General features: G+C 39.9%; 12 protein-coding genes and 1 pseudogene. 4 read left to right on the plus strand and 9 right to left on the minus strand.

The features are described from left to right. Positions 1-53: 53 nt before the first annotated feature. The 3 genes from H8692_RS00255 to H8692_RS00265 are packed head-to-tail and all read left to right on the plus strand — an operon-like array spanning position 54 to position 2,954. Positions 54-854: a TetR/AcrR family transcriptional regulator gene (locus H8692_RS00255; RefSeq protein WP_177270671.1), complete on the plus strand. Its 801-nt coding sequence runs from the start codon at positions 54-56 to the stop codon at positions 852-854. Beyond that, positions 851-2,275: an MDR family MFS transporter gene (locus H8692_RS00260; RefSeq protein ID WP_177270673.1), complete on the plus strand. Its 1,425-nt coding sequence runs from the start codon at positions 851-853 to the stop codon at positions 2,273-2,275. Before H8692_RS00255 ends, H8692_RS00260 begins: the two co-directional genes overlap by 4 nt. A gap of 37 nt (positions 2,276-2,312) precedes the next feature. Next, entirely contained in the window at positions 2,313-2,954 is a 642-nt protein-coding gene (locus tag H8692_RS00265; protein WP_177270675.1) for a cytidylate kinase-like family protein, read from the plus strand. A gap of 92 nt (positions 2,955-3,046) precedes the next feature. Here the strand turns inward: H8692_RS00265 and uraA are convergent, their stop codons facing one another. From uraA to H8692_RS00295, 6 genes are all read right to left on the minus strand, one after another. Beyond that, positions 3,047-4,333, minus strand: a complete 1,287-nt coding sequence (gene uraA / locus H8692_RS00270) for a uracil permease (RefSeq protein WP_177268805.1) — start codon at positions 4,331-4,333, stop codon at positions 3,047-3,049. Between the two features lie 187 nt (positions 4,334-4,520). After that, a complete protein-coding gene (locus H8692_RS00275) occupies positions 4,521-6,572 on the minus strand; it encodes an oxidoreductase (RefSeq protein ID WP_187524721.1) in 2,052 nt (683 codons plus the stop codon). A gap of 134 nt (positions 6,573-6,706) precedes the next feature. Continuing rightward, positions 6,707-8,404 (minus strand): FAD-dependent oxidoreductase, encoded by a 1,698-nt coding sequence (locus H8692_RS00280; RefSeq protein WP_187524722.1) that lies wholly within the window; start codon positions 8,402-8,404, stop codon positions 6,707-6,709. Between the two features lie 32 nt (positions 8,405-8,436). After that, complete coding sequence (locus H8692_RS00285; RefSeq protein WP_187524723.1) at positions 8,437-9,165, minus strand: metallophosphoesterase; 729 nt, start codon at positions 9,163-9,165, stop codon at positions 8,437-8,439. A 20-nt stretch (positions 9,166-9,185) separates the two neighbouring features. Continuing rightward, complete coding sequence (locus H8692_RS00290) at positions 9,186-10,151, minus strand: MBL fold metallo-hydrolase (protein ID WP_177268813.1); 966 nt, start codon at positions 10,149-10,151, stop codon at positions 9,186-9,188. 203 nt (positions 10,152-10,354) lie between these two features. After that, positions 10,355-10,564 carry a TOBE domain-containing protein gene (locus H8692_RS00295; RefSeq protein WP_177268815.1) on the minus strand — a complete coding sequence of 70 codons (210 nt, stop codon included), beginning with the start codon at positions 10,562-10,564 and terminating at the stop codon, positions 10,355-10,357. Between the two features lie 166 nt (positions 10,565-10,730). Here H8692_RS00295 and H8692_RS00300 point away from each other — a divergent pair, with 166 nt between their 5' ends. After that, a complete protein-coding gene (locus H8692_RS00300) occupies positions 10,731-12,569 on the plus strand; it encodes an FAD-dependent oxidoreductase (RefSeq protein ID WP_187524724.1) in 1,839 nt (612 codons plus the stop codon). On the opposite strand, the gene H8692_RS00305 is transcribed toward H8692_RS00300, so the two are convergent. The 3 genes and pseudogenes from H8692_RS00305 to H8692_RS11010 form a co-directional block, all read right to left on the minus strand. Beyond that, entirely contained in the window at positions 12,542-13,405 is an 864-nt protein-coding gene (locus H8692_RS00305; protein ID WP_177269956.1) for an ABC transporter permease, read from the minus strand. The two genes, H8692_RS00300 and H8692_RS00305, sit on opposite strands and share 28 nt — an antisense overlap. Next, positions 13,398-13,907, minus strand: coding sequence for an AAA family ATPase (locus H8692_RS11005; RefSeq protein ID WP_465250889.1), 510 nt, complete (start codon positions 13,905-13,907; stop codon positions 13,398-13,400). Before H8692_RS11005 ends, H8692_RS00305 begins: the two co-directional genes overlap by 8 nt. Next, positions 13,881-14,258, minus strand: a pseudogene (locus H8692_RS11010) (ATP-binding cassette domain-containing protein); the annotation flags it as partial. The pseudogene H8692_RS11010 and the gene H8692_RS11005, both read right to left, overlap by 27 nt. Positions 14,259-14,318: the final 60 nt, after the last annotated feature.

Here is a 14,318-nt window from a genome sequence, read left to right on the forward strand (position 1 = left end):
GTAAATATAAATCCGCCGGACGTTCTGTCCGAAGAAATGAGGCAATATCCTGAATGGATCAGAAAAAAGAACATATCATAGAAATCGGAAAAGAATTATTTATTGAAAAAGGTTACCGCAACACGTCTATGCAAGATATCGCAGAAGCCTGCAATATATCAAAAGCTACATTATATAAAATATTTCAGTCTAAAGAAGATTTCAGTCTCATGGTAATATGTTACATGGTGGAACAAATGCTCTGTAATGTTGAGCGATTAATGGAAAGCAGTACAAATTCACAGATACAAATGCTTAAAAACTGTATTTCCGAACGTATGGATCAATTCTCAAAGCGTATGCGGTTTATGGATGAATTCATATTTGCCCAATCTTCTGACCAGCGTGAAAAATACCTGATATATATAAACAAAATAAATCTCGATATATTTGCACTGTTTCAGCAAATAATAATCCGCGCCTTCGATCTTAAAGATGAAATTCTGGCAAGTGAGCTCACTCTGACCTTAAACGGGCTTCTTAAAGAAATCTCCTATATCACATGGAGCGGGCAGCTTCATCTTGACCAAAATGCAGCAGTCGACTATATCACCGACAGTCTGCAGGCAACTATGGAAAAAAGAAAAGGCAAACACGCCTTTTTAACACAGGAAGTAATTCAGAAAGCAAAAGATGCCTACAAAGGAGATCTTGAAGCACTGAAACCTATATTTATAAAAAAAATGCTTATGCATGGTCTCAAAGAAACATTGACAAATTACGAAAAAACAGGTGACGAAAATAAACTTCTGGAGGCAGAACACCTCCTTGAGAAGTTAAAAAACATAAATAAACAATTTAAGGAGATATTATGAATTCAGACAAAAAATCAAAACACAAATCGGAAAAGAACACATTGATCATTGCCGTCATGATCTCAGGTGTATTTCTGGCGGTACTCAACCAGACAGTCCTTTCACCGGCGTTGCCGAGTATAATGGCTGATCTGGGAATAACTGCTACTGAAGGACAATGGCTGACAACGGCATTCATGTTAGTTAACGGTATTATGATACCTATAACAGCATATTTCATCAACAGATTTACTACTCGACAACTTTTTCTCAGTTCAATGACACTGTTTGCCGCCGGAACAGCTGTAGCGGGGCTTGCCGGTAATTTTACGCTCCTTCTTATTGCCAGAATATTACAGGCAATGGCTGCAGGCATTCTCATGCCTATGATACAGACTGTCATACTGTTACTTTTTCCAAAAGAAAAAAGAGGCGCTGCCATGGGTACCATAGGTATTGTTATAGCATTTGCGCCTGCTATCGGGCCTACCCTTTCAGGATGGGTCGTAGATAGCTGGGGATGGAACAGTATTTTTCTTCTGATCGTTCCTCTCGCAGTTATTATCATCATAGTTTCATTCTTTTTGCTCAAAAATGTGGGAGATACTTACCGCACGAAACTTGATGTGCCTTCGGTTATATTCTCTACTGTGGGATTCGGCGGACTTCTGTATGGGTTCAGCATAGCCGGAAGCTATGGATGGATACATCCGATAACAATAGTTACTCTTATACTTGGTATAGGTTTCCTGATAATTTTTATCAGAAGACAGCTTAAATTACATACACCTCTTCTTGAACTGCAAATACTTAAAACGAAAGAATTTAGATATTCTACCATTATAAGTATGATTGTAAATGCCGCACTGATTGCAGGTACTATAATCACTCCTATATATCTTCAGAATGTACTTCAGTTCACAGCAATGCAGTCGGGGCTGGTAATGCTTCCGGGAGCCCTTCTAATGGGAGTTATGAGTCCTATCACAGGAAGGCTCTTCGACAGATTCGGGCCAAGAGGGATATCTATACTGGGACTCAGCCTTCTGACATTTTTCACCGGATTCTTTATTTTCATGGACGAAACATGGACATTTACAACCATTTGTCTTATATATACAGTCAGACTGTTTGGTCTGGCCATGGTAAATATGCCTATTAACACCTGGGGCCTTAATGCTCTCGAAAATAAAATGATTGCTCACGGAAGCGCCATAAATAACACAGCAAGGCAGATAGCAGGTTCCATCGGAACAGCTATACTCATAACCATTATGACTACTGTAACTTCCATGAATCAAAGCTCAGGAGTCATAAATTCAACTCTGAGCGGAATGCATGCAGCATTCGGTACAGCCACAGGTCTCGGCGCCATAGCTCTGCTGATAGCTGTCATTTTCGTAAAACGTACAAAACATGATGACGATATTTTTTGCGATTAAACCATAATAAATGATATAATTAAAGAAAAGGAGAAATATGATGAATATCCAAAATCATGTAATAACAATAGGAAGACAATTGGGAAGCGGAGGTTCTGATATGGGAAAGGCTATCGCCGACCACTTTGGCTTTCATTATATCGATAAAGAAATCCTGGTGAGAGCTGCAGATATCATGGATGCCGATGAAGAAAATCTTGAGATGGTAGATGAGAAAAATATTTCGGCTCTCACTGCCATGGCCAGATCAGCAGCATACGAAATGCCCTATATCGCCAAAGAATGGTATATTCCTACAAGTGAGCAGCTTTTTAAAACTCAGACCCAGATAATGCGTGATTCTGTACAGCAGGGGCCGTGCGTCATTATCGGCAGATGCGCTCCATATCTTTTCAGGCATTATGAAAAGCATACCAGTATCTTTCTTCAGGCAGAAATGGACAGACGTATAGAACGTCTGGAAAGAACTTTTGATAAAAAACTTTCCAGAAAAAAAGTCATACATGATATAGAAAAAGAAGACAGAGAGCGAGCTCAGTATTATCATACTTTCACAGGCAAAAAATGGCTGGATCTCAGACAATACGACTTCGTTCTTGATACTACGCCTTTTTCTGACGAGGAGATCCTCAACATACTGATATATTATATAACTTCCAGATTCCCTGAATTAAAATAATACCCGTAACAAGCTCACAAATAAAAACAAAATCCCCGCATACAGATAATTTTAATCTGTATGCGGGGATTTTGTTTTTATTAAATACCGATTTAAGCATTCTCTTCAGTGTCATTTGCCCATCCGCATTTATCTATGATGAACATCACAAGGCCCATCACGATACCTACTATCGTAGCAAGACACATACCGGTGAGCTCTACTTCTCCAATCTTTATAGCCGCTCCCGAAAGACCTACAACAAAAACAACTGCCGTCATTGCCAGATTCCTTGGTCTTGAATAATCCACTCTCTTATCTACAAGCAACCTGATACCTGATGCCGCAATCATACCATAAAGGAGAAAACTTATGCCTCCCATTACAGGTCCCGGTATAGTACTTATGAGAGCGCTGACTTGACCGAAGAAAGAAAGCAGTATAGAAAATACGGCTGCTCCCCCGATAACCCATACACTGTAAACTTTAGTTACCGCCATTACTCCGATATTTTCTCCGTAAGTAGTTGTCGGTACTGATCCGCACAGTCCTGACAGCATGGTCGAAATACCATCCGACAGAAGCGAACGGTGAAGACCGGGATCTCTGAGAAGATCCCTTCCAACTATCTCACTTGTTACAATCTGATGTGAGATGTGTTCCGAAATAACCGTAAGAGAAGCCGGAATTATTATAATTACTGCACTCAAACTGAATTTAGGAGCCATAAACGCAGGAAGCTCAAACACACTGGCATCTGTAACAGGTGAAAAATCCACAAGCCCCATTATAACTGCCAGTACATATCCAGTAACGATGGCTATCAGTATAGCTATGGCAGAAGCAAACCCTCTGAATACAACTTGTCCTATAACCGCCAGAGCTAAAGTAAATATGAACACAAAGACAAACTTAGGATCTATTGCAGCTCCTTCGGAACTTATAATTCCTCCGTTGCTGGCTGCTGACCCTGCCAATTCAAGACCTATCAATGCTACTATAGGTCCCATCGCCGCAGGAGGTAGTACTGCATCAATCCAGTTTACACCGGCGAACTTGATTATTATGGCTACCACAGCAAATATAGCACCTGCGACTATAAAGCCTCCGAGACAATACTGATACCCCATGCTGCCGATTACAATGAACCCCGGTGACAAAAACGCAAAACTCGATCCCAGATAAGCAGGCGCCCTTCCCTTCGTTATAAAAATAAACAGCAGCGTGCCGACTCCGTTCATAAGAAGAACGATAGAAGCCGGAATGCCAAAGAGAATCGGAACCAATACAGATGCACTGAACATTGCAAAAGTATGCTGTATGCTCAGTGGGATCCATTTGCCTATAGGAGGCTTCTCACCGATCTCAATGATTTTCTTTTCCTTGTTTTCTTTAGACATTTTCCTCTCCTGATAATAAATGAATAACAAACGAACTATAACTTTTAATTATTTAATATCTGCCGTTCATTATATCATAAAAACAAAAAAATTACCGTTGTCATATTTTTCTGTATTTTGTTTATCAGCTAAAAGAAAAAGCAGATAGCAAAAAATTACTATCTGCTTTTTCTTTTATATATTCAGATTATATTTTCATGCATACATCCCACGCGCGCCATATTACCGTTCGCAGATTTCCTACACTGTTGCAGTCTCCTACAAGATGTACTCCCTTAGATTTCTGATGTAGCGGCTTAGGCGTATATCCGACAGAATAGATCACCGTATCTGCCGAGATTTCCGTAAGTCTGCCGTCCTCATCTTCCAAAACAGCTGATGAATCTTTTATCTCACATACTTTCGTGTTGAGATAAACAGGAACATCTTTATATGCCATCATCTCTCTGAGAAACGATGAATTGGCAAGACAGACCCCTTTAGCGCATATCAAATCGTTCATGGACTCTGCTATAGACGGTTTCTTTCCTTTAAGAATCAGATCATAAGCTATCTCACAACCTGTAAGTCCGCCTCCTACTATCAGCACATTATCTCCAGTCTCTGCTCCCGATAGATATTCCGTAGCCTGCATAGCCTTCTCGATTCCTATAATAGGAGGCTTCTTTGCTTCAGAACCTGTAGCTATAACCACTTCATCTGCATCAAGAGCTTGTATATCGCTGATTTCTGTGTTCATTACTATCTGAACATTGACCTTTTCTATCATACGTCTGTACCATTCAATGAGCTGTCTGTCTTTGTCTTTGAAGGAAGGTGCTGAAGCCTGGATAAATATACCACCGAGTTTATCGGACTTCTCATAGAGAGTTACCTGATGTCCTCTGGCAGCCAATACCATAGCCGACTCCATGCCGCCTATGCCTCCGCCTATAACTGCAACTTTCTTAGGAGAAGCAGTCTTTACAAGTTTATATTTTTTAGACTGCATAGTTCTCGGATTCAAAGCACATCTGGCCATTCCCTTGGTGTCTTCCATATCCTGTATATTCCCCACGCCTTCATATGAAGCCATTGTAAAACATGCATTATGACAATTGATACATGGCTTGATATCCTCTTCTCTGTCTTCTTCCAGTTTTCGTATCCAGTTGGGATCAACAAGAAACTGCCGCGCAACTCCCATTCCATCTATCTTACCTGCCGATATAGCTTCCGCAGCTGCTGTCGGAGTCATCTTGCCTGCGCATACAACAGGTATATCTACATAATCTTTTATATGCTCTACATACTCAAGGTTACAGTTATCAGACATATACCCAGGCGGGTGCGCCCAATACCACGCATCATATGTACCGTTGTCACAGTTAAGCATATCATATCCTGCATCCTGAAGGTATTTAGCTGCCATTTCTGACTCAGCTATATCACGGCCGACTTCAATATATTCTTCTCCCGGCAAGGCTCCCTGCCTGAAACCCTTTGTCTTTGAAACCACTGAATATCTGAGAGAAACAGGAAAGTCATCACCGCAGGATTCTTTTATAGCCTTTACGATTTCTACAGGGAAGCGATATCTGTTCTCAAATGATCCTCCATATTCATCAGTACGCTGATTAGTATACTTCATAGTGAACTGATCCAGAAGATATCCCTCATGCACGGCATGTACTTCTATTCCATCTACGCCTGCATCCTTGCACATCTTTGAAATTCTTGCAAAAGCTTCCACCATCTCATGTATTTCATCTACGGTCAAAGCTCTGGAAGGCACCTTATCTGTCCATCTGTTAGGGTTAGGCGAAGCACTGGCACAGAGGTAATCCACATCTATTATAGGTTTTCCGATCTTTCTGAGAACCTTGTTACAGTAAACCTTCTCCATAAGATCATTTACTGCCATTGAACGCCCGAAGCCTGCTGTAAGCTGTATAAACAGTTTACCCCCGGTTTTATGAAACTCCTCCATGAATTCCTTCAGCTCTTCAAATTTCCCTTTGCCCTGATACAGCCATTTTCCGAAAAAGGTATCGCGGATAGGCGCAATGCCCGGAAGGATAAGTCCGGCACCGCCCTTTGCTCGCTCCAACAGAAAATTAGCAGCCTCCTTGTCAAAATGATTGGGCTCCATCCATCCAAATATGGATGTACCTCCCATGGAACATTGGACAATCCTGTTTTTTATTTCACAGTTTCCGATCTTCCAGGGTGTAAATAACGCTTCATACTCTTTCTTCATAGTTACTCTCCCTCGAATTCTATCTAAGAATATTATGGCGCAGGCCTGTCATGCTCATTGTTGTCCTGCTGTATATATTTTAACGCACTTTACAGCTATTTCCAATAGCTTTATAATATTTATTCAATTATTTACTACTGTTTCCTATCCATCCCACACTGATATGCTCTTCCGAAAGCACAGGCATCTTTTTCAATCATTTCATAAAATCTGTATCCGCCGGAAAAATTATAACAGTCAAAGCCTGTCTGCGAAAGGATCCTGCATGCTATATAGCTGCGAAGTCCCGTCTGACACATTACACAAATCTTTTTTGTATTATCAAGTTCATTTAACCTCTCTCTCAAATCATCCACAGGAATATTCACAAAACCATCTGCATGGCCCTCATTATATTCCTTCTCAGTCCTTGTATCCAGCAAAATCACATCATTTCTTTCCCTAAGCTCATCTATATCATCCGGATGCAACTGCTTCACCAGTCCCTTTGAAATATTTTCTATCATGAATCCGGCCATATTTACGGGATCCTTCGCCGATGAATACGGAGGGGCATATGCCAAATCCAAATCTTTTAACTGCACTGCCGTAAGCCCGACATTTATGGCAGTAGCCAGAACATCAATACGTTTATCCACTCCATCATGGCCTATTATCTGTGCTCCGAGAAGTTTCAAAGAAGATTTTTCATATATGACTTTCATAGTCATTGTTGTAGCTTTCGGATAATATTCCGCATGAGATAAAGGAGAAAGAATTATTTTGTCATAATCTATACCCAGTTTCTGCGCCTTTTTCTCATTGATCCCTGTCATAGCTACAGTAAGGTCAAAAACCTTGATCACTGAAGATCCTTGCGACCCTTTATAAATGCTGTGATCTCCGCATATATTGTCTGCAGCTATACGCCCCTGTTTATTAGCAGGACCGGCCAGAGAAATAAGATCAGCTTCACCCGTAACAACATGTTTTACCTGTACGGCATCTCCCACCGCATAAATATCAGTTTCGGAAGTCTCCATAAACTCATTCACAACTATACTTCCCTTAATTCCCAGCTCAAGACCGGCCTTCTTAGCAAGAATCGTATCTGGGGTTACTCCCATAGCTAAAATCACCATATCAGCTTCAATAGGTTCATCATCTTTGAGTATGGCTTTTATTTTACCATTCTCATGCTGCAATTTCTCCACTGAACTTTTAAGTCTTATATTTACTCCTTTATCCCTGAGCTTTCCGTGTATCGCACAAACCATGTCTTTATCCAGCGGAGCCAGCAGCTGGTCAGGTCTCTGTACAATCGTTACGTCTATACCTTTTGCTGCAAGATTCTCAGCCAGCTCAAGGCTTATATATCCTCCTCCTGCAAGAAGAACTTTTCCGGGCTTTTTCAGTTCTACGAATTTTTTCACATTAAAAGTATCTTCAACTGTTCTCAATGTGAACACATTATGACTGTCCGTACCCTGCATCTGCGGTTTTGTGGGCATAGCTCCCGTCGAAAGCAGCAATTTGTCATATGACTCGACTCGAACCTGTCCTGTATTGAGGTTCTTTACCGAAACAGTTTTTTCTTTAACATCTATAGAAACGACTTCATGAAGAACTCTTACATCTATTTTAAAACGTTTCCAAAAACTCTCAGGTGTCTGAAGTGTCAGCTCCGATGGATTTTTGATGACACCTCCTACATAATACGGAAGCCCGCAATTAGCATACGAAACAAATCCACTTCTCTCAAACACAACTATTTTGGCATCTTCATCAAGCCTTCTTATTCTTGCGGCTGCCGTAGCGCCTCCTGCGACGCCTCCTACAATAACTACTTTCATTATACCTCTTTAAAACCTCCTGTTTTATATCCTTACGCCCATCTAACAGGCGTTTCCTCCCCTATCTGCAAGATATCATTGTGAAGAGCCCGCAGCTTCGGAGTTATAAGCTGGTCCACATGCATATGCCCAAAGTACCATTTCTGAAATCTTCTGCCCTCTGACACGATCTCATACCAGTCCTCAAATATCTCAGGCAGATGATAATCATATTCTATTTCTTTTAGCCTTGAAATAAATTCTCTGGCAAAAAGAGGCGTCTCATGAGTTATCACATAATCTATCTCATGAAGGTTCTCCATAAGCTGCTTTCTTCCGTACCCTATTTCTTCAAGAGTCGGTTCTTCTTGTTTCCACCAAGTCTGTCCTTCTGTCCTTCTATCTATATCATTGGAACGCGCCCCTCCGAAAACAAAAATATTATTCCCGTAAACTGAATATATCTCACCTCTCATCAAATGATACATACGATCTGAAACTTTATGAGCACGTCCGCCATTCCATCTTACTATATCCATTCCGGCAAGTAACACATGGTTCTCATGATTTCCATCTATGAAAACCACTGTTCCCGGAAACAGCTGCTGCAGCGTATCCGCTTTGTAAATATAATCTTCGTTCCAAACATATCCGGCATCTCCTGCAATTATTAAAATATCTGTGTCTCTCATTTGACCTTTTTCATGAAGTCCGAAAAACGGAATGAAAGATCCATGTTTGTCTCCTGTTATAAAAATTCTTCCTGTCGTACATCCTGTCATACTTTTATTCAACCTGCTTCTTACTTATGATAGTAGTATATACTGTTTCTTTCCTCGCGCGATATCTTCCCGGAATAATATAGATACTGAAGATGCGAAATAGCTTCCCCGGTAGCGAACCACTTCTGCGGTGCCGGGAATTCCTCCCAGTTTCTGCACTCTATCTCCCATGTCATATCTCTCGCCACCTCATACGGTGTCTTCCACTGGTCTCCCAGAATATAAACAGCCTCTGCCAATCTGTCTTCGTGATGTTTATAAAGCTCCTTTATGCGATCGTACATATTTTCCACAGGTGTTCCGTGAGCCGTCAAAAGCATCTTCACATCCAACTTTTCAACCTTGGCAAGACTGTCCAGATAATCCTGCAAGGGGTTATCTGCACTGAGTTCTATAGTTATGTTAGGTGTTATGGTCCCCAGTATATGATCGCCGCAAAACAATATTTTCTTTTCCTCATCATAAAGGCACATATGTCCTGGGGTATGTCCCGGAGTTTCTACAGCTTTAAGCTTATATCCTCCATATTCCAACACATCGCCTTCAGCAACATATGTAAAATCTATCTTACAGTCATGAACATACTTTCTTCCCGGGTGTATGTCTGTATTCCTTCCGAATTCCGCTTTCGGAAATCCAAATTTTAAAAACATATCATCCAGTATTTTCCAATAAAGATTGCCTGCCTCAAAATTCATCAACTCTCCGTCAGTTTCCCCTGAATATATAATGCTTTCTTCCTTTGCAAATTTAGGTACCAGTCCGCAGTGATCGGAATGCAGATGGGTGATGAATACATCCGTTTTTTCTATACCTAATTCATCAAAAGCATTTCTCAGCGCCTCTTCACACTCAGGTCTGTTAAAACCTGTGTCTATGAGAAGATTCTTTTCACCTGTTATTATGTAGGCATTTATTTCCCTGAGAGGGTTATTTGGCAAAGGCACTACTTTTCTGTATATATTATCTGCTATTTGGGTTAACATATTTCCTCCTGTGTAAAATATTATCTTTTCCGATTTCATTTAAAATCCGCATACCCATATATAATATCTATTATTTAATGATTTTGCAAGGTGATACAGTCAATAGAAAAAGCTATTTCATTTGTTCTAAAAAACCGCATACTAAAACGCAGCAGAAAAACTACTGCGTTTCAAAATCCCTCTTCAATATGTTTTTCTGTTTATCAGTCCACGGCTACCATCACAGAAGTGGCTTTGATAACGGCATATGCCTCCTTGCCTACCTCCAGACCCAGCTCTTCTATTGCCGTCATGGAAATCGTCGAACTTACAATATTGCCTCCGCCTATATCAATCTTCACAATTCCGTTTACAGCTCCTTTTTGTATATCTGTTATAGTACCCTTCAACTGATTTCTTGCACTAAGTTTCATCGTGTTACCTCCTTGTATATTACATAGTATAGTTTGGATAAGTATATCACAAATTATCAAAAAAAAATATTATTTCCTCAACTTTTTAACACTCATAGTCTAAAAAGGAATTAAACATTTTGTCCGGCATAATATTATCTATAAAAATATTATCTCGGAGGTCATAATGAATTACGATGTTATTATAATAGGAGCCGGCCTATCCGGTCTGTCATCTGCAGCACTGCTTGCAAAACGCGGACTTAAAGTAGCTGTAGTAGAGCACAGCTCTTCACCGGGCGGATCCTGCGGAATCTTCAAAAGAAAAGACGCCATCTTCGATCAAGGCGCAGCCATGCTTTACGGATTCGGAGAAAAAGGATTCAATACTCACAGATTTCTTTTCAACTGTCTTGAAGAAAACATACAGATGATTAAACACGATCTGCTCTATACCGTAAATTACTGCGGACAAAAAATCAGATTTCATGCGGATACAGAAAAATTCACCGAAGAATTAGCTAAAATTTTCCCGCATCAGAAATCCAACATAAAAAAATTTTATAAAGACATGGAAAAAATGTACCATCACGTTATAAGCGGAACACCAACCTACACAACTCCAGATCAGACTAATCCAAAGGAAGCACTGAAAGGATTGCTGCACCATCCCGTATCTTATATCAAATTCATGTCATATCTAAATAAAAACGCAGAACAGCTTCTGAAAAAATACTTTACCGATCCTAAAATATTCAATTTCTTTGACAAACTTACGTCTACTTACTGTTATGCTACGGTATCAGAGGCGCCTGCTATTTTAGCTGCAGTAATGTTCATTGACAATCATGAAGGCGGAAGTTTCTATCCTGCAGGGTCCACCCTCTTTCTTCCGGGTAAACTGGAGAAAATCATTGAGGAAAACAGAGGCGATATGTACTATAACTGTAATGTTAAAAAACTTCTGCTCGATAAAGATTCCTGCACAGGTGTTATAACAGATACCAAAACCATTCTTTATGCACCTTACGTGATATACTCGGGAACAGTATGGGATCTTTATAATCATCTGCTTCCGGAAGCTGCGGTTAACGCTGAAGATAAGAATCGAATAAACCTCATGAAACCGACATATCCCAGCACAGTTCTTTACACTATAGTACAAAAATCCGTCATACCTGACAGTACATGTCCTATAGAAATGCTGGTTTCTGATCCTTCTAAAATCGATGAAAACGAAATAACACTATATATACTCAGCATAGACGACCACAGCCTATGTGATCCTGATCATCATACTGTCATAGCCATAGGCCCCAGTTTTAAAAACTGGAATGACACAGACCGCTATGAAAGTCTAAAAGAAATTGAAACAGAACGAATATTGAATGTAATCGAAAAACGTTTCCCGGGGTTCAGGGACGCACTTATCTTCCACGAAATAGCCACCCCTAAGACCATTGAAAGATATACGATGAAACCGGGAGGAGCTGTTGCAGGCCCCAAGCAAATGCTTGGTCAACACATGCTGAAACGTCAGCATATAAAAACAAAATGGCATGGTCTGTTATGCTGCGGAGAATCTACCGTTATGGGAACAGGCACCCCTGCAGTAACAGCATCAGCTATCGCAGCTGCAAATGTCATCTTAAAAGAAACGAAATCTGAGCTTTACAAATGGAAACCCGGTATGAAAAATTATGTAGATATATTAAAAGCTCCTATAGAAAAAGATGATATATACAGATATTATCCTTCCGCTGAAGCCAATATCATGAGAGAAGCTTCAAAGTGCATGCTCTGTGAAAAGCCTTCATGTTGCAAAGATCATCATACTATAATACCGGATATCATGAGAAGATGTGCATGCGGTAATTTTTACGGAGCATACAAAGCTGCCAAAGCCCATATAACAGATATCAGCGATGACGGGCTCACTAAAAGCTGGGAAAAAAACTGCATAAAAAATGATCCTGTAAAAATACATTCAATAATATCTTATCTGTTTAATTTTCTTCTTCCGTAAAAAAACATCATAGTAATGAAAAACAGAAAGACCGATGTAATAACGATAAAAATAATGCTTCCCCGAATTGTCAGTACGCTTCCGTCTCTACAGAAAATCACTCCCATCATTTCCTTAAACGCTTCCGTCCCCTGACTTCCGCCGGCAGAAAAACTTTCATCTATCATATCTTCTGTTAATATCCGGCGGAACAGGACGGCGCCATGAGCCGTAGGAACACATTGAACAACAGCCTGAACATATTCAGGCATCTGTCCCATAGGTATATATATACCTGTCAGAAAGCCTATCAGGGCGCCTATGATAGTACATTCAGCCGCCAGTGCATTACTGTTTCTGATAAAAGAAACGAAGAACATGACAACAGAGGAATTTGCAAAAGTAGTCAGCAATATAACAAACAGCAGCTTCATTTCATTGCCTGATATTATATTTCTGTCATATCTTATTTCTATGTACGCCGCCGATACCATAAGCAAAAGAAGCGTCATGATTATCCCTATTATGACTGCACATAATATATAACCTCCAAGTATTCCTGTTTCATTTACGGGTGAAGTTATGAAATCTTTATCTATACGTTTCATCTTATCTTCCACCATAACTGCATAAGCTCCCATAGTTGTTGTTACTGAAGTTATCGCTAAAATTCCTGATACCATCCATGCATCTGTTATTAACTCTATATCCTCCGATCCGGAAAGACTGCCAAGCAAATTATCTCGAAGAAAAAGTATATAAAGAAGAACAATTATTATCTCTGCTAAAAATGACAGCATCACTGCTGCCCTGTCTTTAAAAAAAATATTTAAATTCCTCATACAGAAACTAATCATGTGCTTTTCTCCCGATAATAGCTATATAAGCTTCATCCATATTGCCTTTCAGCACTTCAAAATCCGTAAACCTTCCTCTGCAAACTTTTAATAATTCCAATGCTTCCAATGTGCTGCCTATCTCCAATACAAAATTTTTACTTTGAATCTTATACTTTATTCCCCTACTATCAAGAGTATGTTTAAGTATAAAATCATCTGCCGCAGTCAAGATCAATCTGTCAGAAGAAAATCGTGATTTAAGTTCTCCCGGGCTTCCTTCTGCCTCTATATGTCCTTTCTTCATAACTATGATCTTATCGGCTCCTGCAGCTTCTTCCATATAATGAGTAGTCAGTATTACAGTCATATTCTTTAAACGCCTTACAGAATTTATCATATCCCATATAGACTTTCTTATCTGTGGATCAAGTCCTGTCGTAGGCTCATCAAGAAATAAAATTTTCGGATCATTAATCAATGCTCTTGCTATATCACACCTTCTCTTCTGACCTCCGGACAATATACCGTACTTTCTGTCCAGCAAATGGTATACGCCTGCCGATTCTGATATTTTTCTTATCTTTTCCTCCAAGCTCTTGCCTCTTAAGCCATAAAACCTGCCCCTCAGACAAAAATTTTCAGCCACAGTAAGATATTCATCTAAGACTCCGTTTTGAAAAACAACGCCTATCTTTTTTCTTATCGCTCTGTTATCTTCTCCCAAAATCATATCATCTATAAATACAAGTCCGCCATCAGGCTCCTTATATGTACATAAAATATCTACAGTAGTAGATTTTCCGGCTCCATTGGGGCCTAAAACAGCCAGCATCTCTCCTTCATCTGCAGTAAAACTGATACCGTCCACAGCTTTATTTTTCCCGTAATACTTTTTAAGTCCATATACTTGTATAGCCTGCGCCATTGGCTC

The sequence above is a fragment of the Lentihominibacter hominis genome (assembly GCF_014385065.1).
In the GTDB taxonomy this organism is placed as follows: domain Bacteria; phylum Bacillota; class Clostridia; order Peptostreptococcales; family Anaerovoracaceae; genus Lentihominibacter; species Lentihominibacter hominis.

Coding starts and splice junctions, on each gene's coding strand:
- H8692_RS00300 (WP_187524724.1), top strand. CDS start 10,731: ATGAATTACGATGTTATTATAATAGGAGCCGGCCTATCCGGTCTGTCA.
- H8692_RS00290 (WP_177268813.1), bottom strand. CDS start 10,151: ATGTTAACCCAAATAGCAGATAATATATACAGAAAAGTAGTGCCTTTG.
- H8692_RS00255 (WP_177270671.1), top strand. CDS start 54: ATGGATCAGAAAAAAGAACATATCATAGAAATCGGAAAAGAATTATTT.
- H8692_RS00305 (WP_177269956.1), bottom strand. CDS start 13,405: ATGATTAGTTTCTGTATGAGGAATTTAAATATTTTTTTTAAAGACAGG.
- H8692_RS00280 (WP_187524722.1), bottom strand. CDS start 8,404: ATGAAAGTAGTTATTGTAGGAGGCGTCGCAGGAGGCGCTACGGCAGCC.
- uraA (WP_177268805.1), bottom strand. CDS start 4,333: ATGTCTAAAGAAAACAAGGAAAAGAAAATCATTGAGATCGGTGAGAAG.
- H8692_RS00260 (WP_177270673.1), top strand. CDS start 851: ATGAATTCAGACAAAAAATCAAAACACAAATCGGAAAAGAACACATTG.
- H8692_RS00275 (WP_187524721.1), bottom strand. CDS start 6,572: ATGAAGAAAGAGTATGAAGCGTTATTTACACCCTGGAAGATCGGAAAC.
- H8692_RS00265 (WP_177270675.1), top strand. CDS start 2,313: ATGATGAATATCCAAAATCATGTAATAACAATAGGAAGACAATTGGGA.
- H8692_RS00285 (WP_187524723.1), bottom strand. CDS start 9,165: ATGACAGGATGTACGACAGGAAGAATTTTTATAACAGGAGACAAACAT.
- H8692_RS00295 (WP_177268815.1), bottom strand. CDS start 10,564: ATGAAACTTAGTGCAAGAAATCAGTTGAAGGGTACTATAACAGATATA.